A 24,625-nucleotide genomic window follows, 5' to 3' on the forward strand; every position below is an offset into this window, starting at 1 on the left:
CCTTCATTGTCCAGCACAAGGCGTACCGCTCGTTCGCGTACTTCAGGGGAAAACTTGTTCGTCGTTTTGCTCATCGTGCTCCATCCTACTCAGGAGTTGGAGCCTCCGGCAAACCCGGCGCGGTTCAAATGCTTTTGACGATTAGTCTGCGATGGAGTCTTGGATAATCGAAAGAACCAATGCCTAGTTCTCGAGAATTTCCTTTAGAGAGGACATAAACGAAATTATATGTGCCAAGTCCGCGAATTTTATGCGAACAAAACGCCTCTTAACTTCTTGATTTTTTAGAAAGGTCGCGAAACATTACGTGCATAACTACACCGGTTTCAGGCGTCCTGACGGGCGCCCGATGCGATCTTCTGCGCCTGGACGCCTGAAACCGGTCAGATATCGAGATTGGCGACCGACAGGGCGTTGTCCTGGATGAACTCGCGGCGCGGTTCCACCTCATCCCCCATCAGCTTGGTGAAGATGTCGTCGGCATCGTCGGCCTCGCGCACCTTCACCTGCAGCAGGGAGCGGACGTTCGGATCGAGGGTGGTTTCCCACAGCTGCTCCGGGTTCATCTCGCCGAGGCCCTTGTAGCGCTGCAGGGAGATGCCCTTCTGGCCGAAGGCATAGACCTGCTGAAGCATGGCTCTGGGCCCGCGGATTTCGGTCGATGTGTCCTTGCGGCGCAATACGGCGGCCTTGCCGTAGATCTCGCTCAGATGGGGGGCATGCGCCGCCAGACGGCGGGCATCGGCGGAATCGAGCAGGGCCGCGTCGATGGTCGCCGCTTCCTCCACGCCGCGCACGGTGCGCTTGAACACAAGGCTGCCGTCTTCCAGCGCCTCACCGGTCCAGCCGCGTTCGAATTCGTCCGCCAGAATGTCCAGGCGGCGCGCGACATAGGCTGCCGCCTCCTTCGCCTTGTTCGCGTCCTCCAGGATTTCCGGGGTCAGCGCACCGGCGATCGCAGCCTGTTCGACCACGTCGCGATTGTAGCGCGAATGCAAGCCGTCGAAGACATCCGAGATCTTGCGGGCCGTCTCGACCACGGTCAGCAGGTCCTGACCGGTCCGCACCTCGCCTCCGGCGAGGGTCAGCGAGGCGTCGTCCAGCCCCTGGCCGATCAGATAGTTCTCCAGGGCCAGCTGATCCTTCAGATACTGTTCCGACTGGCCGCGCTTGACCTTGTAGAGCGGCGGCTGGGCAATATAGATGTAGCCGTTTTCGATCAGATCCGGCATCTGCCGGAAGAAGAAGGTCAGAAGCAGGGTGCGGATGTGGGCGCCATCGACGTCAGCATCGGTCATGATGATGATCTTGTGGTAGCGCAGCTTCTCGATGTTGAATTCTTCCTTGCCGATACCGGTGCCCAGTGCGGTGATCAGGGTTCCGATCTCGTTGGAGGACAGCATCTTGTCGAAGCGCGCCCGTTCCACGTTGAGGATCTTGCCGCGCAGGGGAAGCACGGCCTGGTTTTCCCGATGCCGGCCCTGTTTTGCGGATCCGCCTGCGGAATCACCCTCCACCAGGAAGAGTTCGGCCTTCGAGGCATCCCGTTCCTGGCAGTCCGCCAGCTTGCCGGGAAGCGAGGCGATGTCGAGTGCACCCTTGCGCCGTGTAAGCTCGCGCGCCTTGCGCGCTGCTTCCCGGGCGGAGGCGGCCTCGACAACCTTGGAAACGAGTATCTTGGCGGGGGCCGGATTTTCCTCCAGCCATTCGCTGAGCATCTGCGCGACCAGGTTCTCGACCACCGGGCGGACCTCGGAGGACACGAGTTTTTCCTTGGTCTGCGAGGAGAACTTCGGATCCGGCACCTTGACGGAGAGGACACAGGTGAGGCCTTCACGGCAATCTTCGCCGGTCAGCGACACCTTCTCGCGCTTCATCAGGCCTGTCGACTCGGCGTAACCGGTGAGCTGGCGCGTCAGCGCGCCCCGGAAACCGGCAAGATGCGTGCCGCCGTCGCGCTGCGGAATGTTGTTGGTGAAGCACAGGACGTTTTCGTGATAGCTGTCGTTCCACCACATGGCGGCTTCGACGGTGATGCCGTCGCGCTCGCCCTTCATGTTGATCGGTGTTTCGATCAGCGGATGCTTGGCCCGGTCCAGATAGCGGACGAAGGCCTCAAGCCCCCCCTCGTAGTAGAGTTCCTCGACCTGGGTTTCCACGCCGCGCTTGTCGGTCAGGATGATCCTGACACCCGAGTTGAGGAAGGCCAGTTCCCGCAACCGGTGCTCCAGCGTGGCGAAATCGAATTCGATCTTGGTGAAGGTTTCCGGTGACGGCAGGAAAGTGACTTCCGTGCCCTTCCTGCCGTTGGCAGGGCCGACGACCTTCAGGGGGGCCTGGACCTCGCCATGGGCGAAGGTCATGAAGTGTTCCTTGTCGTTGCGCCAGATGCGCAGGTCGAGCCGCGTGGAAAGCGCGTTCACCACCGAAACGCCGACGCCGTGAAGCCCGCCGGACACCTTGTAGGAATTCTGGTCGAACTTGCCGCCCGCATGCAGCTGGGTCATGATGACCTCCGCTGCGGAAACGCCTTCCTCGGTGTGAATGTCCGTGGGAATGCCGCGCCCGTTGTCGGTCACGGTCACAGAGCCGTCCGGATTGAGCGTCACCGTCACGTGGTCCGCATGGCCGGCAAGCGCCTCGTCGATGGCGTTGTCCACCACCTCATAGACCATGTGATGCAGGCCGGAGCCGTCATCGGTGTCGCCGATATACATGCCGGGCCGTTTGCGCACGGCATCCAGGCCTTTGAGAACCTTGATGCTGTCCGCGCCGTATTCGGCGCCGTTGTCGGGATCCGGGGTCGGAATGGGCTCAGACGTGGACGTGTCGCTCATGCGAATCAATCACCAATCGGTTTATCGTTTGTCCCCCCGTTATACGGGGTTCCGGCGGGCGTTCAACCACGCGCGGTCCATAGCCGGGTCAGCAACGGAATTCTGGTGGAAAACCACAAGAATCAGGCGGATTTAAGGGGTGCCGCCGGCGCGCAGCGGCCGGCCGGTGCCGTCCCGGATTTCGAATATTTCAGCCTCCCGTGGCAGGGCCTCGAAAAGCGCCTCGTCCGTCCCCGTCATGAAGACCTGTCCGCCCAGCGAATTCAGCTTGGTGAACAGTGCTTCCCGCCGGTCCGGATCGAGATGGGCGGCCACTTCATCCAGCAGCAGAAGGGGTGTCAGGCCGGAGAGTTTTGCGGTCAGCTCCGCATGGGCCAGAATGAGCCCGATCAGCAGCGCCTTCTGTTCGCCGGTGGAGGACAGGGCGGCGGGCATGTTCTTCGCCGCGTGCAGAACCTTCAGGTCGCTCAGGTGCGGGCCGTTCAGCGTCCGTCCTGCGGCCCGGTCGCGCGCACGGCCCTCGCGCAGCATCTGCCGGTAGATATCCTCCCGGTCGGAGGCGCTCAGGCCGATCGTTTCGGCCTCGAAGGCCCCTTCAAGAGCGACCGAGGCATGCGGAAAGGGCAGGTCCTCGCCCGCCTGATCCGCGATCATCCGGCCAAGCAGGCCGACGGTTTCGCCCCGGGCGATGGAGACGGCCGTGCCGAGCTCGGCAACCTGCTGCTCCAGGGCGCCGAGATAGGAATCGGAGCCGCCCTGGTCGAGAAGCCGGTTGCGCTGGCGCAGGGCGTTTTCGAAGTCGCTGACGCGGCGCCCGTGGGTGGGGTCGATCGCCAGGGTCAGCCGGTCGAGAAAGCGGCGCCGGTCGGAACCGGGACCGGTAAAGAGTCCGTCCATGGACGGCACCAGCCACAGTACCCGCATGTAGTCGAGCAGGCTTTCGGAGCCGCGCACCTCTTCGCCGTCGATGCGCACCTTGCGTCCGGGGGACCCGGCCACGAGCCCGGTTCCGATCCGGGTCTCCATGCCGTCCAGCAGGACGCCGGCGGCGACACTCCAGCCGCCGTCGCCGCCGATGCGGGCAATGTCGGCGAGCGCCGCGCGGCGCAGGCCGCGGCCGGCGGTCAGGAACGAAATCGCTTCGAGGATATTGGTCTTCCCGGCGCCGTTGGGGCCCACAAGGGCCACCAGCTTGGCGCCGATCGGCAGCGTCAGCGTGGCGTAGTTGCGGAAGCCGGTCAGGGACAGACGGGTCAGCTGCGCCGTCCGGAACTCTGTCATGAACCCACTTCCGCTTCTCGGTCTTCCGCCTTCGCCCGGAGGCAACAGGCTCCGGCCGTCAGACCCGCATCGGCATCAGGACGAACAGGCAGTCATCGACCGTGCTGTCCTGAATGAGGGTCGGCGATCCGGAATCGGCCAGCCGGAACAGGGCGGTATCGCTGCTGAGCTGGTTGGCGATGTCGAGCAGGTAACGGGAATTGAACCCGATTTCCAGCGGCTCCGCATCGAACTCGACCGCCAGTTCTTCCGTGGCGCTGCCGGAATCCGGGTTGTTCACCGTCAGGATCAGCCGGCCTTCGCTCAGCGCGAGTTTCACGGCACGGCCACGTTCGGAGGAGATTGTCGAGACACGGTCGACGGCTTCCTTGAATTCGTCCCGGTCGACACGCATTTCCTTGTCGTTGCCCTGCGGGATCACCCGGCCGTAGTCGGGGAAGGTGCCGTCGATCAGCTTGGAGGTGAGAACCACGGATCCGGTGGTGATCCGGATCTTGGTGTCCGACAGCTCGATCTGCACGTCGGTTTCCGGGTCTTCCAGAAGCTTCTGCATTTCGCCGACGGTCTTGCGCGGCACGATGATGCCCGGCATGCCGGCCGAGCCCGACGGGGCGGGCACTTCGGCCTGGGCCAGACGGTGACCGTCCGTGGCCACGGCGCGGAAATGCTGGCCGGCCGGTGTATCCACCGTGTGCAGATAGATCCCGTTCAGATAGTAGCGGGTCTCTTCCGTGGAGATGGCAAACTGCGTGGTATCGATGAGCTTGCGGACGTCGGCGGCGGACAGGGAGAAGCCGTGGCTGAAGTCGCCCGCGGTCAGATCCGGGAAATCCGTTTCCGGCAGTATCTGCAGGGTGAATCTCGACCGTCCGGCGCGGATCTCCAGCGTGGCGTTGTCGCTTGTGGTCTCCAGGACCACCTGGGAGCCGTCCGGCAGCTTGCGCACGATCTCGTAGAACATATGCGCCGGCACCGTCGTCGCCCCCGGCATTTCCACCATGGCGGTCACGGATTCGACGATCTCCAGGTCAAGGTCGGTTGCCTTGAGGTTGATCGCGCCGCCGTCCGCACGCAACAGGACGTTGGACAGGATGGGGATGGTATTCCGGCGCTCGACCACCCGGTGAACATGGGTCAAGGACTTGAGGAGGTCGGTCCGCTCGAGGGTCGCTTTCATACACTCGTTCCGTACTCATGAAACGCCAGACAGGGCTGCCTGGCCAAACTGGTCAATTGGGCTCCGGTCGGGAGCGGGGTGGAAGACACTGCCCTTAACCGGGTTCAAAAGCAAGGGGGCGTCCTGTCCGAACACCCCCGATTCTGGTGGAATGTCTCACGATTGGAATCGGGGACCGGGCCAGCCTCTCCGCTTTCTCGCGCAGCTGCGCGAAACAGGTTAATCCAGACCATCCCGCGTCCGCAAGGCTGCGGGATGGTTGCCCGGTTTCAAGGTGTCTGGCGCAACCTGCCGACAATCCCGGTCTAGGCGTCGAGCATGCGCTTGAGCAGCTCGAGCTCCTGCGCGAGGGCGTAGTCTCCCCGGGCCAGTTCCTCGATCTTCCGTACGGCATGCAGGACTGTGGTGTGGTCCCTGTTGCCGAAGCGCCGGCCGATCTCCGGCAGCGAGCGAGGGGTCATCACCTTGGCCAGATACATGGCGATCTGGCGCGGCCGCACGATGGTGCGGGTCCGGCGCGCGGACAGGAGATCCGCCTTGGTGACGTTGTAGTGCTTGGAGACCACCCGCTGGATGTCCTCGATCTTGACCCGGCGCGGTTCGCTGGAGCGGACCAGATCGCGAAGGGTCAGCTCCGCCATCTCCTGGGTGATCGGCTGGTTGGTGAGCTGATTGTGGGCGATCAGTCGATTGAGGGCGCCTTCCAGATCACGGCCGGAGGAGGCGACGTGACGGGCCACATAGTCAAGCACGCCATCGGGCACCTCGAATTGCGGATAGGCTTTGCGGGCGGCTGCCACGCGCGAGACCAGAATGCTCCGGCGCAGGGCGAAATCCGGTTCCTGTATGCCGACCACGAGACCGCCAGACAGGCGGGAGCGGACGCGGTCATCCAGGGTGTCCAGTTCGGAGGGCGCGCGATCCGCCGCCACGATCACCTGGCGGGCGCCGTCGATCAGGGCGTTGAGCGTATGGCAGAACTCCTGCTGAACCTGCTTGCCGTGCAGAAACTGCATGTCATCGATCAGGAGCAGGTCGATGGTGCGCAGGGTGTCCTTGAAGGCCAGTGCGGACTGGGACTTCAGGGCCGCGACGAATTTGTACATGAAATGCTCTGCCGTCAGATAGAGCACCTTGCGTCCGCTGGCCCGCGCCTTGGCGGCAACGGCCTGCATCAGGTGGGTCTTGCCCAGGCCCACCGCCGCATGCAGGTAGAGCGGGTTGAATGTCACCGCTCCGCCCGAGGCAACCTGCCGGGCTGCCGCCAGCGCAAGATTGTTGGATTCGCCCTCGACAAAGGTGTCGAACGTGTATTTCGGATCGAGCGAGGCCCCCTGAAGGACATCGCGCGGCGTGTCGGCACCCGTGTCGCCGCGGCCGAGGGCCGCGGTTGCTGCCTGGGCCCGGGTGACCTGGGAGACGTCGGCCAGTGCGTCGGCCGCAGCCGGTTTCGAGCCGGACGGCGCCACAAGGCTGGGTGTGGACGCCGGCACCTGACGGTGCCGGATGGCACCGCGGACCGTCAGCTCGATGCGATGGACATTGTCGCATTCGCTCTGCCACAGACCCATGAGCTGGTCGTTGTAATTGTTCTGGATCCACTGTTTGAGAAACCGGGTGGGAACGGAAAGACGTACGGTGCCGTCCTGATGTTCCTCCAGATCAACGCGTGCAAACCAGCTGGTGAAAACGTCATCGCCCAATTGAGCGCGGAGCTGCTTCTTAACCCGTTTCCATTGTTCCGAGCCGCCTGCCTCCTGAACCTGCATATTATCTGCCTCCTGTATCGGGGAAGAATGTCCGCCACAGCCATTCTTCCACGTCTTGCTGCTTTTGCAGCATTATAGTGTCCCTTTTGGGACGGTTATGGTTCTGGCGACGGGAATACGCCCGTCACCCGACCCCGTCTGGTGCGGGGTATCTAACTTTGAATCCAGGGCAGTCCTGCCGCCTTCCACCCGGACCTGGTCCCGCGGTGGCCATCTTCGTCGAGGGGGCCTTCGAAACCGTCGGAGATATTGAAGCACCGGGTGTAGCCGGCTTGGGTCAGGGCAATTGCCGCTGCCTGGCTCCGGGCTCCGGAGCGGCAGAGAAAATAGATTGGCGCGTTCTGGTCAAGTCCTTTTTTGACCAGAAGGTCGGTAACCGTTGCAGTGAAGACCGGGCTGGGACCGGAGGATGGGAAACTCTGCCATTCCGCCAGGATGGGTTCTTTGCCGATCGCACGCAAATCGGGCAGGCCGACAAAGGTCCACTCCGCTTGTGTGCGCACATCGACGAGCGTCGCGTCCGGCGTATTGGTAAGCTCGGTGAAAGCCTCCGTTGCCTCGACATCGCCAGCATAACCAGTCGTAAAATGCACTACTGCCCCCTTCAATAACCGTGAGTTATTGATTTGAAGAAAAACAAATTTTCGGGAAGAAGATCTAGCCGAAGCCGAAGCTAGGCACCGTGGGTGCCGAATAAACTAATGTATTCATCCAGAGGTATGCGAGTCGTGTGCTTAGGTTTAGATTTTAGAGTCTTGTTCATTGTTGATCCAAGCACCGTTTCTGAGTTGTCCGCTGGTCTTTCCCTGCCAGTCGCCTGTTAATATACAGACAGGGACCGGCGGGGCAACAGGGCGTTTGGCGAATTCGGGAAGGAGCCTGTTTCTGCCCCGACGTCACAGATATCTGGCCGACTGTGGGCGACGGAACAAATGCTTTTTACCGCAATGACTTTTGCCGAGAAGCGAACCTGTCATATTGCAAAAACAACATTTTTCAAAAAAATATCCGAACAGACGCCTTGACTCGTATCGAATCTGGTTTGAGGGCTGCGGGCAATTCCTACATGTGCGCAAGTCACTGTAAACATGAGATAATTTGTGTCAGCATTCTAGGCGTCTAAATTTCCGGAAATACGCGTTATGGTTGCTGAAATTGCGTCATCCACAAAATTGCGCGGCTAAAAAAAACCCGGCACGCTGGCCGGGTTTTCCTGATGGTCATGTGACGGAGTGGTTACGCGCCGAGCGCCTTGATGCGGGCGTTGAGGCGGGAAACCTTCCGGGATGCCGTATTTGTGTGCAGAACGCCTTTCGACGCCGCGCGCATGAGTTCCGGCTGTGCGGCCTTGAAAGCTTCGTTGGCAGCACTCTGGTCGCCGGCAGCAATCGCTTCTTCTACCTGGCGCAGGAATGTGCGCATGCGGCTCCGGCGGGCTTTGTTCGTGGCCGTCCGGCGGGCAATCTTTCGGGCCGCCTTCTTGGCCGATGGTGTGTTGGCCATGGGCTCTATCCTGATCGGTTTTTGGGACTGGTGTCCGGTGGCGATCGGGGCCGGAACGCAAGGGCGGCAAGACCCGATCAAAACAACAACGGCGGCGAAAGTCCGCCACCGGTTGGGCGCAGCTTATAATGGCGGTTGGCACCGCCGTCAACGGCTTTATCGTTGAATCCCGTAAGATTATTTGTTCCGGAACTGTGGCGTCCGCTTTTCGGCGAAGGCGCTCATGCCTTCCTTCTGATCCTCCAGGGCGAACATTGCCTGGAACACGCGCCGTTCGAAGCGGATGCCCTCCGACAAGGTGGTCTCATACGCCCGGTCGACGCTTTCCTTGGCCATCATGACCACCGGGAGCGAGAAGTCGGCGATCTTTTCGGCGGCCTTGAGGGCCTCTTCGATCAGATCGTCCGCCGGCACGATCCGGCTCACCAGACCGCTGCGTTCGGCTTCCTGTGCGTCCATCATGCGGCCGGTCAGCACCATTTCCATGGCTTTCGACTTGCCGACGAAGCGTGTCAGCCGCTGCGTGCCGCCGGCGCCCGGAATGACGCCAAGGGTGATTTCCGGCTGGCCGAACTTGGCGGTCTCTGCGGCGATGATGAAATCGCAAAGCATGGCAAGTTCGCAGCCGCCGCCCAAGGCATAGCCGGCAACAGCGGCAATGATCGGCTTGCGGTTGCGCGACACCCGGTCGAACGGCGTGATCAGATCGTTCTGATAGGCGGAGGAAAAGTCGTGCGGCTGCATTTCCTTGATGTCCGCACCCGCCGCGAAGGCCTTTTCCGATCCGGTGATCACGACGCAGCCGATGCGCTCATCCGCGTCAAACCCGTCCAGTGCCTTGCCCAGTTCCCGGATCAAGGCCGAATTCAGCGCGTTCAAGGCTTTCGGACGATCCAGTGTGATCAGACCGACCTTGCCGCGTTTTTCAACGCGGATGTTCTCATATCCCATTTCACCCGCTCCTGTGCCAGGACGTCTCAAGATTACGGGTCATGCCTAACCGACCGGGGGCGGGTCTGGCAAGGCTGCCATTCAACTGCCGGCATCCTCAGGCCTGACACGCCGGACAGTAGAATGTCGAGCGGCCCGATTGCACCAGCCGGGCAACGGTCCCCGGGCAACCCGCTGTCCTGCAGGGCTCGCCTTCCTGGTCGTAAACGGCGAAGGAGTGCTGGAAATAGCCGAGCGTGCCGTCGGTCTGTGCATGATCCTTCAGGGAGGACCCCCCGGCCCTGATGGCTTCCTCGAGGATCGTCCGGATGTTGGCGGCAAGCAGCTCCGCCTTGGCAGTCGGCCGGCCGGCTTTCGTCGCAAGGATCCCGGCGGGGCGCTGCGGGCTCAGGCCTGTCCGCCACAGGGCTTCGCAGACATAGATATTGCCGAGACCGGCGATGTACTTCTGGTTCAGGAGCGCGGCCTTCAGCGGCGTCTTGCGCCCCGCGAACAGCCGCGCCAGGGTTTCGCCGCTCAGCTCGTTGCCGAGCGGCTCCAGCCCGAGGTCCCTGAAGTAGGGATGGGTGTCCAGCTGCGGCCGGGACACAAGATCCATGAAGCCGAAGCGGCGCGGATCGTTATAGACAATGCGCGCTGCGGGGCCGGCAGCCGGTTCCAGGTGGAAGACCACGTGATCATGCTTCGGGTTCTTGCCGCGCGCATGGGCGAACTGGCCGGGAAGCTCCGCCGCAAGGGCGGTTTCGACCCGGAAGGATCCGGACATGCCGAGGTGCATGACCAGCACGTCGCCGCTGTCGATATCCGCCAGCAGATATTTCGACCGGCGGGAGAGCGCTGCCACCCGCCGCCCGGTCAGCCGGTCCGCAAACCCGGAGGGAAAGGGAAAGCGCAGGTCGGGGCGGTTCTGCTCGACCCGCGTGATGAGTGCGCCTTCGAAGGTTGGCGCGAGCCCCCGTTTGACGGTTTCGACTTCCGGCAGTTCAGGCATCTTGAGCTTCTCGTGGTTGGGTATATGCGGTCATGGCATCGCAGATTAGTTGCGCCCGGGGTCTGGTTTCGGCTTCCGTTGCACGTTATAGGCCTGCGTCATATGGCTTTTCGATCCCGGCGAAGATAGCGCTTTGCAGGGGCTTGTACTATGGTCCGGCGCACTTTGACGACAGACTGATACCGCACCGGCGTTCGCGGCCAAGTGAACGCGAAGAAGTTGACCTTGGAGGCGCATCATGACGCAGCAGGCACACGGGCAAACCGGCACATCCCGCCGTTCGCCGGAAGACATGCCGACCAGCTTCGGCTTCACAAGGGTTGACGAGGGGCGCAAGCAGGCCCTGGTGGACGATGTCTTTCACAAGGTCGCGGAGCGCTACGACCTGATGAACGATCTGATGTCCGGCGGTCTCCACAGGGTGTGGAAAGACGCCATGGTCTCCTATCTGGCGCCGCCGAAGACGGCCGGCAAGGGCTGGCGTCTGCTGGATGTGGCCGGCGGCACCGGAGATATCGCCACGCGGGTCGTGCGCCGGTCGGGCGAAACGGTCGAGGCTGTCGTCTGCGACATCAACGAATCCATGCTGGGCGTCGGCCGTGACCGGGCCGAAAAGGCCGGTCTGTCGCCGCTGATCACCTTCTCCCAGGGCAATGCGGAACAGCTCCCCTATCCCGACAGGAGCTTCGACGCCTATACGATCGCCTTCGGCATCCGCAACGTGCCGGACATTCCCAGGGCGCTGCGCGAGGCATACCGCGTGCTCAAGCGCGGAGGGCGCTTCCTCTGCCTGGAATTTTCCGAGGTCGACGTCCCGGGTCTCGACAAGGTCTATGACGCCTTCTCCTTCCGGGCCATTCCTGTCATGGGCAAGATGGTGACGGGAGACGGCGACCCCTATCGGTATCTGGTGGAATCGATCCGCAATTTTCCCAATCAGGAGCGGTTTGCCGAAATGATCCGCGAGGCCGGCTTCGAACGGGTCGGCTACCGCAACTATTCCGGCGGCATCGCCGCCCTGCATTACGGCTGGAAACTCTGATAGATGGCGCTTCCGGTGATGCCTTTCTTCCGTCTGGTGCGGGCGGGATACGTGATGGCGCGCGAGGGCGTGTTCGGCCTCGTCTCCCTTCCCGACCTGCCGGCCGGTCCCAGATTCGCCATTGCGGCGGCGCGGCTGCTGGAGCGCCGGGCCGTGAAGAGCAAGAGCGCGGACCTGCGCCTTTCGGATGCCCTGAACAGACTCGGCCCGTCCTACGTCAAGCTCGGCCAGTTCCTCGCCACCCGTGCGGATGTGGTCGGCAAGGACGCGGCCCGCGAGCTGTCGGCGCTGCAGGACAGGCTTCCCGCCTTCGATGACGAGGAGGCCCGCAACGCGGTTTCCGAACAGCTGGGGCAGCCGGTCGAGGAGATCTTCGCCGAATTCGGAGAAGCGGTCGCCGCCGCCTCCATCGCGCAGGTGCATCCGGCCGTGATCCGCGGCACGGACGATACGGAACGCAAGGTCGCGGTCAAGATACTGCGGCCGGGGGTCGCCCGCCGGTTCCAGCGCGACCTGGAAAGCTTCTACCTTGTCGCGCGCCTGGCCGAGCGCTTCCATGCGCCTTCCCGGCGCCTCAGGCCGGTTGCCGTCATCGACACGCTGGCGCAATCCGTCGCCATGGAAATGGATTTCCGCCTGGAGGCGGCCGCCCTGTCGGAAATGGCCGAAAACACCGCCGGAGATCCGGGGTTCCGGGTGCCGGAAGTCGAATGGCTGCGCACCGCCAAGGGCGTGCTCACCATGGAGTGGATCGACGGCCGGAAGATGTCGGACATCGAGGGCATGCGGGAGGAGGGGCATGACCTCGAAGCACTCGGCGCGGCGGTCATCCAGAGCTTCCTGCGCCACACCCTCCGGGACGGCTTTTTCCATGCGGACATGCATCAGGGCAATCTGTTCGTGCAGAGCGACGGCACGCTTGTCGCCGTCGACTTCGGCATTGTCGGCCGTCTGAACAAGCGCGAGCGCCGCTTTCTGGCGGAGATCCTGTTCGGTTTCATTACCCGCAACTACAAGCGCGTGGCGGAAGTGCACTTCGAGGCCGGCTATGTGCCCGCCCATCAGGATGTGGACATGTTCGCCCAGGCGATCCGCGCCATCGGCGAGCCGATCCACGGGCACGACGCCAGCGAGATTTCCATGGCCCGGCTGCTCACCCAGCTCTTCGAGGTGACCGAACTTTTCGAAATGCGCACCCAGACCCAGCTGCTCATGCTGCAGAAGACCATGGTCGTGGTCGAGGGCGTGGCCCGTTCGCTCAATCCGAATCTCGACATGTGGCGGACGGCCGAGCCGGTCGTGGGAACCTGGATCCGGGAAAACCTCGGCCCGGCCGGCAAGCTCCGCGATGCGGGGGATGCCTTTTCCGCGCTGGCCCGCATCGCCAACGACATGCCGCTGTTCGCCGACAGGGTCGGCCGCATGTCGGAAGAGCTGGAAAAGATGACCGCTTCAGGCCTGCGTTTCGACCGGGAAACCGCCGAGGCCATCGGCAGGGCGGAAGCGCGGCACACCCGCTCGGGCAGGATCGCACTCTGGGTGATCGCCCTTTCGCTCGGCGCGATTGCGGTGCATCTCATCGTCTGACCGGTTCCGTCTTCCGTACGGGAGACAGTGTGCCGGCAGGTCAGGCGGCCGCGCGGGCATCGGCGAAGGCATGAATGCGCCGCATTGCCTCGCGCAGCATCTCGTCCGGAACGGTCAGCGCCACCCGGATCAGGGATTGCGCGTTCTGGCCGAACGACGGACCGGGCATGACCGCGACCCCATGGGTCTCAAGCAGGCTCCAGGCGAATTCTTCCCCGTCCAGTCCGGTCCCCGACACGTCGATCATGATGAACATGCCACCGGATACCTTGCCGGTCTTGAGAGAGGCGCAGCCTGCCAGGTCGCGCGCAATCGACCGGGCGCGCGCGGCATAGCTTTCACGCATGCGCTGGGCCGTGTCGAATGTCCCGCGCAGGGCCGCTTCGGTCATATCCGCGATGAAGGGCTGGTTGCCGAACAGAATGGTTTCGGAAATCGGCAGGAGCTTCGTGCAGAATTCTTCCGGTCCGATCGCCCAGCCGCTGCGAAAGCCTGTTGCCGCAAAGGTCTTGGAGATGGAGGAGGTGACAATTGTCCTGTCCCGAAGAGCCTCGATCTCGAGTGGTGAGGCGAATTCGCCCTCGAATATGAGGTCTTCGTAGACCTCGTCGCAGACGATCCAGAGGTCGTGCTCGCAGGCCAGGGCTCCAAGCTCCACGAGCGTATCCCGGTCGAGCAGGGAGCCGGTCGGATTGTGCGGTGTGTTGAGCAGGAGGACGCGGCTGGCCGGCGTGATGGCGCGGGCAAGGTCCGCCGGGCGCATGATGAAACCGTCCTCGATGTTCAGCGGGACGGGTTGCAGGATTGCGCCGGGGGCGCGAATGACACCTTCATAGGTCGCGTAATAGGGGTCTCCGACCAGAACGCCGTCTCCGGCTCCCGCAAGCGCCGTGATGACGGCATACAGGGCGGTCTGGGTTCCCGGAAAGCACAGGATATTGGCGCCGGTGATTCCGGGAAAGCGCGGCGCATATTTCTCGACCAGCGCGTCCAGAAGTCCCTGTTCGCCGCGTCCGTTGGAATAATGGGTCCGGCCCCGGCGCATGGAGGCCGCGCAGACATCGACCAGCTGCGGATCGACGGGAATATCCGGTTCGCCGATCGTCAGTTCGATCACCTCCTCACCGGCGGCAGCCCTCTCCCGGGCGGCGTTGTGCACGGCCCATTTTTCTCCGCCGAGGTTGGCGAGGCGATCTGTAATACCTGCGTAGCGCATCTGGACGTCCCTGTATTCAAGTAGGCTGCTTTTCGCCCGAAAGGCTGCCCGCCGGCAGCTCGAGCAGGCGTTCGCAGGCTTCGGTGACAAGATCTGGTAGTATGGCGCGGCTGTAGAGGCCCGAATTGAGGGAGCCTTCCATCCACAGACCGTCGATCAGGCCGTTCACCGCAATGGCATGACGGCGGCACGCGGCGGCGCTTCGGGGAAGGCCATGGGCGGCAAGGACTGGCTCGATCAGGCCTTCCAGCAGTGAGAGATAGTCCCTGTAGCCTTCGCGGTGAATGTCGGCGAAATCGGTCTCGTAGCGGACACGGCCGATAAAGGTTGCCCACAGGGATACTTTCTCCTCGGACAGGTTGGGCATGGTCATATTGGCAATCAGGAAGTGGCGCAGCTGATCGTTCGCGTCGCCTGTGGACTGGCGGGCCCTTGTTTCCGCTTCCGCGGTGAGCTGCCCGATCAGATAGGCGTAGGCACTGGTGATCAGACCGTTCTTGCTGCCGAAATAATGGCGCAGGAGCCCCGCGGTGACACCGGCCTCTTCCGCGATCCTGCGCACGGTCGCGCCCTTCAGTCCCTGTTGCGCGACACAGGTCAGCGTTGCCTCGAGAAGGGTGCGTTTGCGCTCGTCAAGCGTCAGGCGGCGGAAGGCTTTTCGGCTCATTGTCGAAGGGGTGGTCCATGGGTTCGATAGTGTAGTTATACATTTGTATAAAATTGTGGAAAGCACAAGCCGGCACCGCGTGGCCGGGTCAGTATCCCTGGTGCCGGTCGATTGCTAGGCGCGGCCGTCTGCCCTGAAGAAGCTCGACGGCAGAGGCGTGGATCTGTTCCGCCACCACGCTCGGTGTGGAATCGCTGGCGATATGCGGCGTGATCCTCAGCCGGGCATCCTCCCAGAACGGATGGCTTTCCGGCAGGGGTTCTTCGCGGAAGACATCGAGGCTGGCCCCGGCCAGCTGACCGCTGTCCAGAGCCGCGGCGAAATCGGCTTCGTGCAGGTGCTCGCCCCGGCCGATCTGGATCAGCCAGGCACCTGGGGCAAGCTGGTTGAAAAGGCGACCGTTCAGGATGTTTTCCGTTTCGTTCGTCAGCGGCAGCACATTGATTGCGATCCGGCTGTCCCTGCAGGCCAGATCCAGCGCGCCGGAGCCTGAATGGTAGCTGATGCCCGCCAGTGGCTCTGCCGGTTCGGAGCGGCAGGCAACCGCGACGGAAAAGCCCATGGCGCCCAGGGCGCGGGCAATCGCCGCCCCCATTGTGCCGTTGCCAAGCACCGCGATGCGGGTTTTCTTCGGCGGTGACATGGGCAGTGGGTTCCAGACGCGCGCGTTCTGCTGGTCCTTCATCTGCGTGAACGAACGCAGAAAATGGAGCACTTCGTGCGCCGCGTATCCGGCCATCAGATCCGCCTGGTGGGGATCGCGCACCCGGCAGATCAGGGTTTCGCCGGCAAGGCTCGGGTTGGCGATGAGGGCATCGACCCCCGCACCGACGGACATTGCCATCTCCAGGTTCGGATAGCGGGCAAAGGCGTCGTCGTCCGGCAGCCAGCAGACCGCGAAGCGTATGGTGGCGGGATCGGAGACTTCCTCCGGGTCCAGCAGCCGCACCTGCCTGCCGCTGCCCTTGAAGTCGAGGCCATAGAAGCTTTTCAGATCCATCGTGCTGCTCAACAGCACGCCGTCGATCGTCTCTGCCTGTTCCAAATGATGTCTCCTGCGGCGCCTGTCGGAATTTTCCCTTGCCCCTCGCATCTAGTTATACAAATGTATATTAAGGAGTAAAGCGTTCGGGAGGTCGGCGTCCGCAAGGGCGATGCGGCCGCAGTCATGTGAAGGGAAAGATCGATGTTGCAGACCAGCCGGTCCGGCGATGTGAGCAAGGCCGAATATGAAACCCGGGTCGAGCTCGCGGCCTGTTACCGGCTCGCGGCGCATTTCAGGATGTCCGATCTGATCTATACCCACATCACGGCGAAGGTGCCCGGAGAGCCCGGGCATTTCCTGATCAACCCCTATGGCTACATGTGGGAGGAGATCACGGCCTCGTCGCTGGTGAAGATCGACGTGGAGGGCAACAAGGTCTGCGACAGCCCCAACCGGGTCAATCCGGCGGGCTTCACGATTCACAGCGCTGTCCACCGGGCCCGCGGCGATGCGGCCTGGGTCATGCACACGCATACGAGGGCAGGGGTCGCCGTTTCGTCGTTGAAGGAGGGGCTGCTGCCCTTGAACCAGATCGCCCTGCAGTTCTACGGCCGTATCGGCTATCACGACTATGAGGGAATTGCGCTCGATCTTGAAGAACGCGAGCGGATTGTCGAAAGTCTGGGAGCCTATCCTGCGCTGATCCTGCGCAACCACGGTCTGCTCACCGTCGGAGAAAGTGCCGGGCAGATGTTTTCCAACATGTTCTACCTCGACCGGGCCTGCGAGATCCAGCAATCCACGCTGTCAATGGGATTGCCGCTTGCGCAGATCGGGGACACGCTGGCGGCGCATGTCACCCGGCAATACGACCAGATGGCTTTCGACGACGGAGACTTGCTGCTTGAATGGGATGCAATGATGCGCCTTGCGGATCGCATCGATACTGGTTTTCGCGAATAGACCAATCGAGTAGATTTTTCAGTCCTTTGTAATGTTGGTGTCGTATTTTCATGAAACTGTTCAGCAACATGTAAATTGTTGCTTCAATTTTGATCCTGCCCACAAAATAGTCAGTCGGGTCCTTGACTTGGCGGGGCTGCGTGTTAGCCTTGCCGCATCCTGATTTGCCGGACTTTCGGCATTTCGCGGGCATGAAATGTTTGATCCGGTCTGTGTCGCGCAGGAATGGGCGATTGGGAAGACTGTGAAACGCTTGCCCGTGAAACAAGGCAGAGGGTTGAAATATCGCCGGCTCCCCGGCGATGTTGGGCCAAGATACGACTGAGAGCCCGAACCTCCTGGTTGCGCTTCTGTAGCCGACCAGTTTGCCAAACAAGCACACTTTCTCCGGTGAGCATTTCAGACATCTGGAATGCAGGTCACCGGGCCACAGGGAAGCTGGCCGACAAGAGTCCGGTTATGGAAAGCCGTGTCCTTGCCGGAAAGCCGGATCCCCTCGACGTGCGTCGGCCAGCGGTGACTGCTGTCCGGCCGCGGCACCTCGTCAGCAAGCTGTTGAAGCAAGCCAAGGAACTGGATTCATGGACATTACGAACGCAATAGACTGCAACGGATTATCCGCAGCGCCCACCCTTTTGCGGATCAAGCAGGCGCTGGTTGGGCTGGTCGACAACGCCCTGCCGTTGGAGATCCTCGTGGACGCAGGGTGCGACCAGGACAGATTGCGCCGTTCGCTCGGGCGGCACGGTGAAGCCGTTCGGCTGGTCTCCCGTCCGCAATAACGCTTTTCAGGCTTCAGGGGCGTCCGCATCGCGCCCGCGAACAGCCGTGTCCGCTGCGGCTCCCGCGCGGAAAAATTTGCAAACACGTCGTGTCCGGGCCGGGAGACAGCTTGCCGGCGGGATGCGACAGCCTGTTCGATGCGGCAGGCAGACAAGGAACTGATTTTTTGCCCGATCTGAATGTTGACGAAATGCCAGCCGGAACGTCTGTTCCGGGTTCTGCCGATGGGATCAGTCCGGAAGTGCCGGATTTCGCTTTCGATCCGACCGACCCCTGGACGGAGACGTTCCAGAAAGGTCTGGAGCGCGCCGGGCTGTCCGGCAAGCGTATTTATGAAGTGGGTATCGGCACCGGGATCAATGTGGCCTTCCTCCTGCGCATGTGCGGGGTCGCGCATGTGTCGGGCAGCGATCTGGACCCGCGGCTGGTTGTTCTGGCCGAGCGCAACGTCAGGAGCCTGGCTCCGGAAGAAGCCGACATGTTCCATCCGGTCAGAGGCGCCGTGAGCCTGATCGATACCGACGAAGCCCGGACCCGGATCGCCGAGACCGATGTCATCATCGCCTGTCTGCCGCAGGTTGGCGATCCCGGTGACGGGCGGCTGACGGCTTTTCGCGAGGCCCAGTCCGTCGAACTGCCGGAGAGCGCGGAAGAAAAGGCTGACGACCACATCGCTCATTATTATCCTTGGGCGGCTTTCGACCAATATCCGTTCAATTCGGTAGGACTGGGTCTGAACGAGGCGCTGCTGCGCCGCATCCGGGACCACGCGCCGGCCGCGCAGGTGATCATGAATTTCGGTTGCCGGATCGGAACCGGCATTATTTTCGAAATGTTCGAAGCCAATGGATTCCGGCCGGAAAAGCTGTATTCCCAGATCGTCCGCCAGGATGCGGGGACCGATATCTCGTTCTTCGTCATGCTTGAAAAGGCATTGAAGGGCACCGGGCTGGAAAAGGATCTGGTCTGCGCGTTTTTCGCGGATGCGGAGGGCGCCAGCCCCTTGTCCGCCAGCGAGGCGCAGACCCTGCTCGACCGGAACCCGGATACGCCGCTCTACCACGAAGTCTGCGTGATCCGCGCCGTACCGGCCGCGGCGTGACGACAGTGTCCCGGGCAGCAAGCGGCTGCCCGCCACCTGCCCGGACCCTCATGCGGGGTGTGTCACCCGTCTGAGCGTGAGGTTGATCCGTCCGCCGTTCTTCAGCAGCGTCGATGTGCCTGTAAGCACCCGGTCGATACCGTGGAAGGCGAGACGCGCCTCTCCTGCGAGCACGACGACGTCACCGGACTGCAGCCGGAAGGACTTCGTCGGATCCTTCCGGGTCAGGCCGCCGACGCGGAAGGTGGCCGTGTCGCCGAGGGAAACCGAAATGACCGGGGCCTCGAACGTCTCCTCGTCGCGATCCTGGTGCAGGCCCATTCGGGCGCTTTCCTCATAATAGTTGATGAGGCAGGCTTCCGGGTCGGGTGCCTGCGGCGCAATGTCTCTCCACAGGGCGGTCAGGCGCGCCGGCAGCGCCGGCCAGGGAAGTCCGGTGTCCGGGTGAAGCGGCTGATAGCGGTAGCCGTTGATATCCGAAACCCAGCCGAGCGGACCGCAGTTGCTCATCCGGACGGTAAAGGGCTTGCCGGTCCGGGGCATGACGGGTCTGTAGAACGGTGCCCGGGCGACAACCGCGCGGATTTCCGCCAGCAAAGCCTCCTGGGCATCGCGGTCGAAATAGCCGGGCAGATAGCCGAGGCCGCTCGGGCCGTTGAGTGACAAATCCTTCATGACGAACTATTAGCGCATCGCGTGACGGGCCGCAGCCCCCGCCTCCGGTAACTTTCCGGGAAGAAATATCGGGCATGAGAGGGCCTGTCTGCTATGTGTCCGTCCACAGACGGCTTGCAGGCAAAGTTTCATCCACCTATATAGCACTCAAGCTTCGCGCCATTCCCGAACCGAAAGTTCCGGCGCGATGTCCGGGACAATCCCGGAACCCAACTGAGAGGAGCCGGACTGACGCCTTCATGGGTCTATTCGGTTTGCTAGAAAGAGAGGCAGATATGGCAAAGGTCATCGGTATCGACCTCGGCACGACCAATTCGTGCGTCGCCGTCATGGACGGCAAGGAACCCAAAGTTATCGAAAACGCCGAAGGCGCCCGGACCACCCCATCCATGGTGGCATTTTCGGACGACGGAGAGCGTCTCGTTGGCCAGCCGGCGAAACGCCAGGCGGTCACCAACCCGACGAACACCCTGTTCGCGGTCAAGCGCCTGATCGGCCGTCGGTACGAAGATCCGACCGTCGCCAAGGACAAGAAGCTGGTTCCGTTCGAAATCGTCAAGGCTGACAATGGTGATGCCTGGGTGGAAGCCAACGGCGAGAAATATTCTCCGTCGCAGGTCTCCGCCTTCATCCTTCAGAAGATGAAGGAAACGGCGGAAAGCTTCCTGGGCGAAACGGTTTCCCAGGCGGTTATCACCGTCCCGGCCTATTTCAACGACGCCCAGCGTCAGGCCACCAAGGACGCCGGCAAGATCGCGGGCCTGGAAGTCCTGCGCATCATCAACGAGCCGACGGCAGCCGCTCTGGCCTATGGTCTCGACAAGACCGAAGGCAAGACCATCGCGGTCTATGACCTTGGCGGCGGCACCTTCGACGTTTCCATCCTGGAAATCGGCGACGGCGTCTTCGAAGTGAAATCCACCAACGGCGACACGTTCCTCGGCGGTGAAGATTTCGACATGGTTCTCGTCGACTACCTCGCGTCCGAGTTCAAGAAGGACCAGGGCATCGATCTGAAGAATGACAAGCTGGCTCTGCAGCGCCTCAAAGAGGCCGCCGAAAAAGCCAAGATTGAGCTTTCTTCCTCGTCGCAGACCGAAATCAACCTGCCGTTCATCACGGCGGATGCATCCGGTCCGAAGCACCTGACCCTGAAGCTGACCCGCGCGAAATTCGAATCGCTGGTGGAAGACCTGGTCAAGCGCACCATTCCCCCGATGAAGGCAGCGCTGAAAGATGCCGGCCTTGCGACCGGTGAAGTGGACGAAGTGGTTCTGGTCGGCGGCATGACACGCATGCCGAAGATCCAGGAAACCGTGAAGACCTTCTTCGGCAAGGAGCCCCACAAGGGCGTCAACCCGGACGAAGTCGTTGCCATGGGCGCGGCCATTCAGGCCGGCGTGCTGCAGGGTGACGTCAAGGACGTCCTGCTGCTCGACGTGACCCCGCTGTCGCTGGGTATCGAGACACTCGGTGGTGTCTTCACCCGCCTGATCGACCGCAACACGACGATCCCGACCAAGAAGAGCCAGGTGTTCTCGACCGCTGAAGACAATCAGACGGCCGTGACCATCCGGGTCTTCCAGGGTGAACGTGAAATGGCGGCGGACAACAAGGTTCTCGGCCAGTTCGATCTTGTCGGCCTGCCGCCCGCACCGCGCGGCGTTCCGCAGATCGAGGTCACCTTCGACATCGATGCCAACGGCATCGTCAACGTGTCCGCGAAGGACAAGGGGACCGGCAAGGAACAGCAGATCCGCATCCAGGCCTCCGGCGGCCTCAGCGACACCGACATCGAACAGATGATCAAGGACGCCGAATCGCACGCCGACGAGGACAAGAAGCGCAAGGAGCTGGTGGAAACCAGAAACCAGGGCGAATCCCTGGTCCATTCCACCGAAAAGTCGCTGAAGGATTACGGCGACAAGGTTTCCGAAGAGGACAAGTCCGCGATCGAAACCGCTCTGGCTTCCCTGAAGACGTCTCTGGAAGGCGAAGACCTGGAAGACATCAAGTCCAAGACACAGGCCCTGGCGGAATCGTCCATGAAACTTGGCGAAGCCATGTATCAGGCGGCCCAGGCCGAAGCCCAGGCTGACGGTGAAGGCGGCGGCGAAGAAGCCGAAGCCAAGGCCGAAGACGATGTTGTCGATGCGGATTTTGAAGAAGTCAAAGACGACGACGACAAGAAATCTGCATAAACCAGACCTGCGGCCGGCCCGGTAACGGGCTGGCCGCGTCATTCATGGCGCCGGATGCTTGCCTGCCTGATGACAAGGGCGCTTGTGCCCGGCGCCTTCGCCGTAATGGGCGCCGGACAGATCCTGGCAGCCGACGGTGCAACAACAAGACCGAGAGATCTTGATGTCAAAACGTGATTTCTATGAAGTGCTGGGTGTTTCGCGCGACGCGGATGGCAAGGTGCTGAAAAGCGCCTATCGCAAGATGGCCATGGAGTACCACCCGGACAGGAATCCGGGCGATTCCGAAGCCGAAGCAAAGTTCAAGGAAATCAACGAAGCCTACGATGCGCTGAAAGACGAGCAGAAGCGGGCCGCTTACGACCGTTTCGGCCATGCCGCCTTTGAAAATGGCGGCTTTGGCGGCGGCGGTGGTGGCGGCGCGCAGGATTTCTCGTCGACCATGTCGGACATATTCGAGGAATTTTTCGGGATGGGCGGCGCTCGCCGCGCCGGCGGACGCGAACGCGGGGCGGACCTGCGCTACAATCTGGACATCTCGCTGGAAGATGCCTTCACCGGCAAGACGGTGGAGATCGAGGTCCCCTCCACCATCACCTGCGAAGAGTGTTCCGGTTCCGGCGCAAAGCCTGGCACCAGTCCGTCCACCTGCCGCACCTGCGGTGGCGCCGGCCGCGTGCGGGCGGCGCAGGGCTTCTTCACGCTGGAGCGCACCTGCCCGACCTGTCAGGGTCGCGGTCAGGTCATCACCGACCCCTGCGATAGCTGCGGCGGCTCCGGGCGCAAGACCCAGGAGCGCACCCTGTCGGTCAATATTCCGGCAGGCATCGAGGATGGCACCCGCATCCGTCTTGCCGGTGAGGGCGAGGCCGGTGTCCGTGGAGGTCCCGCGGGCGATCTCTATATCTTCCTGTCGGTCCGCCCGCACGAGCTGTTCCAGCGCGACGGCGCGGATCTTTACTGCAGGGTGCCGATTTCCATGTCGACGGCCACTCTCGGCGGCCAGTTCGATGTTCCCACCGTCGACGGATCGACCAGCAGGGTGAAAGTCCCCGAAGGCACGCAGACCGGCAAGCAGTTCCGGTTGCGCGGCAAGGGCATGCCGATCATGCGCTCCAGCCAGCACGGTGACATGTATATTCAGGTGACCGTTGAAACGCCGACCAATCTGACCAGGCGCCAGCGTGAACTTCTTGCCGAATTCGAACAGGAATCCTCGGGCGAAAATCATCCCGAGTCCGCGGGCTTCTTCTCCAAGGTGAAGGAATTCATCGACAATCTCGGTGCGTGACCCCCGGGCAAATCGATCATGCCTCCTCCGGTCAGGGGGACGAAATCGATGCTCCGTGATATTTAAGTGCGCAATCCGTGCGCTCGCAGGTAGCATCCGCCTGCAAACCTCCCTATATTCGCCGGATGGATGCGGGTGAGGTAACATGCTGAAGCGTAACGGTAATCGCGTCGAGTCTCTCAGGCGGAGGCTCAACAGGGTCAATGCCGTGCGAACCAGGGTGCTGGATGAGGTCAAGTTCATCCGCTCCTGGGCGCAGAACCCGTTGCGAACCGGCGCCGTGACCCCTTCCGGCCCGGACCTTGCCGCCCGGATGGCATCCTTCCTGTCGCCTTCGCCCCGTTCCCGCGTGGTGGAACTCGGACCGGGGACCGGCGTCGTGACCAGGGCTCTTGTCGAGCGCGGCTTCGCTCATGACCATCTCAATCTCGTTGAATACAGCGCCGATTTCTGCGACCTTCTGAACCTGCGCTATCCGGGGATGACGGTTCTTCAGGGGGACGCCTATGCCCTGCGGGCAACGCTGAACAAGCCCGGCGGTTTTCTCGCGGGCAACGCGCAACAGAACCACCTGCTTGACGGCATTGTGTCCTCCCTGCCGCTGCTGACCCGTCCCGAAGCGGTCCGGCACGCACTGCTGGAGGAAGCTCTGGAGCTGCTCAAGCCGGGAGCACCGTTCATACAGTTTTCCTACGGCCTTGCCGCACCGGTCAAATTGACCGGGCGCGGGGTATCGGTCATTTCCTCCGAGTGGGTCTGGAAAAATCTTCCGCCCGCGCGGGTATGGGTCTACCGCAAGGGGCACTAGATGTGCGGTCAGCTGACCGCGAGAGCTTCCGGAAGCCGCTGAAACGCCGTGGAGCCGGTTCCGGAGCCGCTGGGTCGCCAAACTTTGACAGCACCATGGCGTATATCCGGATTTTCAAAGCGGACAGTTTTCATGCGACACCCCCGAATACTTGTGTGTTCCGGCTCCACGCGGAGCGGCTCCTTCAACGGCAGGCTTGCCGCGCTGGTGGCCAAGCGGCTGGCAATTCTCGATGCGCAGGTCACCCGGCTTTCGCTGAAGGATTATCCGTTGCCGGTCTATGACGGCGATCTCGAGGCTGAGGGAGGCGTTCCGGAGAATGCGCGAAAGCTCAAACGGCTCCTGGAGGTGCAGGACGGGGTGTTTCTGGCGTGTCCGGAATACAACGCCGGCATCGCCCCGCTGCTGAAAAACACCCTCGACTGGATCAGCCGGGTGAAGGAACCGGGCGATGCCTTCAGGAACAGGGTCTTCGCGCTGGGGGCAGCCTCGCCCGGGGCCCTTGGCGGCATGCGCGGGCTGATCGGCATGCGCACGATACTGGAAGTCGGTCTTGGCGCCATGGTCCTGCCCCAGATGGTTTCGGTGGCAACGGCCGCGAGCGCCTTTGACGAAGCCGGCGACTTGATCGACGAGCGGGCGGACGGTCAGCTGGACAAGCTGGTTGATGCCCTCCTCAGGGCGGCCAGGTCATACCCGGTGAAGGGGGCCTGAGACGGTCCGGCGCAGCAGGCGGTGTCCGGAATGACCATTGATTGCTTGGAAATGCCGCCATTGCCGCCTACATAGTGCGTCA

Annotated in this window: 21 protein-coding genes; 9 read left to right on the plus strand and 12 right to left on the minus strand. The window is 62.3% G+C overall.

Features of this window, described 5'->3' with window-relative positions; genetic code table 11:
• Positions 1–383 precede the first annotated feature (383 nt).
• The 8 genes from gyrB to mutM form a co-directional block, all read right to left on the minus strand.
• Positions 384–2,837: a DNA topoisomerase (ATP-hydrolyzing) subunit B gene (gene gyrB / locus DCO57_RS12110; protein WP_116699172.1), complete on the minus strand. Its 2,454-nt coding sequence runs from the start codon at positions 2,835–2,837 to the stop codon at positions 384–386.
• Positions 2,838–2,969: 132 nt separating this feature from the next.
• The gene (gene recF / locus DCO57_RS12115) at positions 2,970–4,118 is read right to left on the minus strand and encodes a DNA replication/repair protein RecF (RefSeq protein ID WP_116699173.1); all 1,149 of its coding nucleotides are present in this window, start codon (positions 4,116–4,118) and stop codon (positions 2,970–2,972) included.
• A gap of 58 nt (positions 4,119–4,176) precedes the next feature.
• Positions 4,177–5,295 (minus strand): DNA polymerase III subunit beta, encoded by a 1,119-nt coding sequence (gene dnaN / locus DCO57_RS12120; RefSeq protein WP_116699174.1) that lies wholly within the window; start codon positions 5,293–5,295, stop codon positions 4,177–4,179.
• Positions 5,296–5,600: 305 nt separating this feature from the next.
• Positions 5,601–7,064: a chromosomal replication initiator protein DnaA gene (gene dnaA, locus DCO57_RS12125; RefSeq protein WP_116699175.1), complete on the minus strand. Its 1,464-nt coding sequence runs from the start codon at positions 7,062–7,064 to the stop codon at positions 5,601–5,603.
• 152 nt (positions 7,065–7,216) lie between these two features.
• Positions 7,217–7,657, minus strand: a complete 441-nt coding sequence (locus DCO57_RS12130) for a rhodanese-like domain-containing protein (RefSeq protein ID WP_116699176.1) — start codon at positions 7,655–7,657, stop codon at positions 7,217–7,219.
• A 643-nt stretch (positions 7,658–8,300) separates the two neighbouring features.
• The gene (gene rpsT, locus DCO57_RS12135) at positions 8,301–8,567 is read right to left on the minus strand and encodes a 30S ribosomal protein S20 (RefSeq protein ID WP_116699177.1); all 267 of its coding nucleotides are present in this window, start codon (positions 8,565–8,567) and stop codon (positions 8,301–8,303) included.
• A gap of 177 nt (positions 8,568–8,744) precedes the next feature.
• Complete coding sequence (locus DCO57_RS12140; RefSeq protein ID WP_116699178.1) at positions 8,745–9,518, minus strand: enoyl-CoA hydratase; 774 nt, start codon at positions 9,516–9,518, stop codon at positions 8,745–8,747.
• 97 nt (positions 9,519–9,615) lie between these two features.
• Entirely contained in the window at positions 9,616–10,509 is an 894-nt protein-coding gene (mutM, locus tag DCO57_RS12145) for a bifunctional DNA-formamidopyrimidine glycosylase/DNA-(apurinic or apyrimidinic site) lyase (RefSeq protein ID WP_116699179.1), read from the minus strand.
• Positions 10,510–10,801: 292 nt separating this feature from the next.
• Here mutM and ubiE point away from each other — a divergent pair, with 292 nt between their 5' ends.
• Both ubiE and ubiB read left to right on the plus strand, forming a co-directional pair.
• Entirely contained in the window at positions 10,802–11,551 is a 750-nt protein-coding gene (gene ubiE / locus DCO57_RS12150; protein WP_205756151.1) for a bifunctional demethylmenaquinone methyltransferase/2-methoxy-6-polyprenyl-1,4-benzoquinol methylase UbiE, read from the plus strand.
• A gap of 3 nt (positions 11,552–11,554) precedes the next feature.
• Positions 11,555–13,138 (plus strand): 2-polyprenylphenol 6-hydroxylase, encoded by a 1,584-nt coding sequence (gene ubiB, locus DCO57_RS12155; protein ID WP_116699181.1) that lies wholly within the window; start codon positions 11,555–11,557, stop codon positions 13,136–13,138.
• Between the two features lie 40 nt (positions 13,139–13,178).
• Here the strand turns inward: ubiB and DCO57_RS12160 are convergent, their stop codons facing one another.
• From DCO57_RS12160 to DCO57_RS12170, 3 genes are all read right to left on the minus strand, one after another.
• Complete coding sequence (locus tag DCO57_RS12160) at positions 13,179–14,354, minus strand: pyridoxal phosphate-dependent aminotransferase (RefSeq protein ID WP_116699182.1); 1,176 nt, start codon at positions 14,352–14,354, stop codon at positions 13,179–13,181.
• 16 nt (positions 14,355–14,370) lie between these two features.
• Positions 14,371–15,021, minus strand: coding sequence for a TetR family transcriptional regulator C-terminal domain-containing protein (locus DCO57_RS12165; protein ID WP_116699183.1), 651 nt, complete (start codon positions 15,019–15,021; stop codon positions 14,371–14,373).
• 88 nt (positions 15,022–15,109) lie between these two features.
• A complete protein-coding gene (locus DCO57_RS12170; RefSeq protein ID WP_116699184.1) occupies positions 15,110–16,066 on the minus strand; it encodes an NAD(P)-dependent oxidoreductase in 957 nt (318 codons plus the stop codon).
• 141 nt (positions 16,067–16,207) lie between these two features.
• Here DCO57_RS12170 and DCO57_RS12175 point away from each other — a divergent pair, with 141 nt between their 5' ends.
• From DCO57_RS12175 to DCO57_RS12185, 3 genes are all read left to right on the plus strand, one after another.
• Positions 16,208–16,969: a class II aldolase/adducin family protein gene (locus tag DCO57_RS12175; RefSeq protein WP_116699185.1), complete on the plus strand. Its 762-nt coding sequence runs from the start codon at positions 16,208–16,210 to the stop codon at positions 16,967–16,969.
• 581 nt (positions 16,970–17,550) lie between these two features.
• Positions 17,551–17,751, plus strand: a complete 201-nt coding sequence (locus DCO57_RS12180; protein ID WP_116699186.1) for a hypothetical protein — start codon at positions 17,551–17,553, stop codon at positions 17,749–17,751.
• A gap of 242 nt (positions 17,752–17,993) precedes the next feature.
• Positions 17,994–18,854, plus strand: a complete 861-nt coding sequence (locus DCO57_RS12185) for a hypothetical protein (RefSeq protein ID WP_205756143.1) — start codon at positions 17,994–17,996, stop codon at positions 18,852–18,854.
• 48 nt (positions 18,855–18,902) lie between these two features.
• On the opposite strand, the gene DCO57_RS12190 is transcribed toward DCO57_RS12185, so the two are convergent.
• Positions 18,903–19,529 carry an alpha-ketoglutarate-dependent dioxygenase AlkB gene (locus DCO57_RS12190; protein WP_116699187.1) on the minus strand — a complete coding sequence of 209 codons (627 nt, stop codon included), beginning with the start codon at positions 19,527–19,529 and terminating at the stop codon, positions 18,903–18,905.
• Between the two features lie 275 nt (positions 19,530–19,804).
• Between DCO57_RS12190 and dnaK the strand changes: the two genes are divergently transcribed.
• The 4 genes from dnaK to DCO57_RS12210 all read left to right on the plus strand — a co-directional run bounded on the left by dnaK (position 19,805) and on the right by DCO57_RS12210 (position 24,543).
• On the plus strand, positions 19,805–21,730 hold the full coding sequence (dnaK, locus tag DCO57_RS12195) for a molecular chaperone DnaK (protein ID WP_116699188.1): 1,926 nt from the start codon (positions 19,805–19,807) through the stop codon (positions 21,728–21,730).
• 163 nt (positions 21,731–21,893) lie between these two features.
• The gene (dnaJ, locus tag DCO57_RS12200) at positions 21,894–23,021 is read left to right on the plus strand and encodes a molecular chaperone DnaJ (RefSeq protein ID WP_116699189.1); all 1,128 of its coding nucleotides are present in this window, start codon (positions 21,894–21,896) and stop codon (positions 23,019–23,021) included.
• 145 nt (positions 23,022–23,166) lie between these two features.
• The gene (locus DCO57_RS12205) at positions 23,167–23,829 is read left to right on the plus strand and encodes an rRNA adenine N-6-methyltransferase family protein (RefSeq protein WP_116699190.1); all 663 of its coding nucleotides are present in this window, start codon (positions 23,167–23,169) and stop codon (positions 23,827–23,829) included.
• 132 nt (positions 23,830–23,961) lie between these two features.
• Positions 23,962–24,543 (plus strand): NAD(P)H-dependent oxidoreductase, encoded by a 582-nt coding sequence (locus DCO57_RS12210; RefSeq protein WP_116699191.1) that lies wholly within the window; start codon positions 23,962–23,964, stop codon positions 24,541–24,543.
• Positions 24,544–24,625: the final 82 nt, after the last annotated feature.

It is taken from the genome of Labrenzia sp. 011 (assembly GCF_003075075.1).
Lineage (GTDB): Bacteria > Pseudomonadota > Alphaproteobacteria > Rhizobiales > Stappiaceae > Roseibium.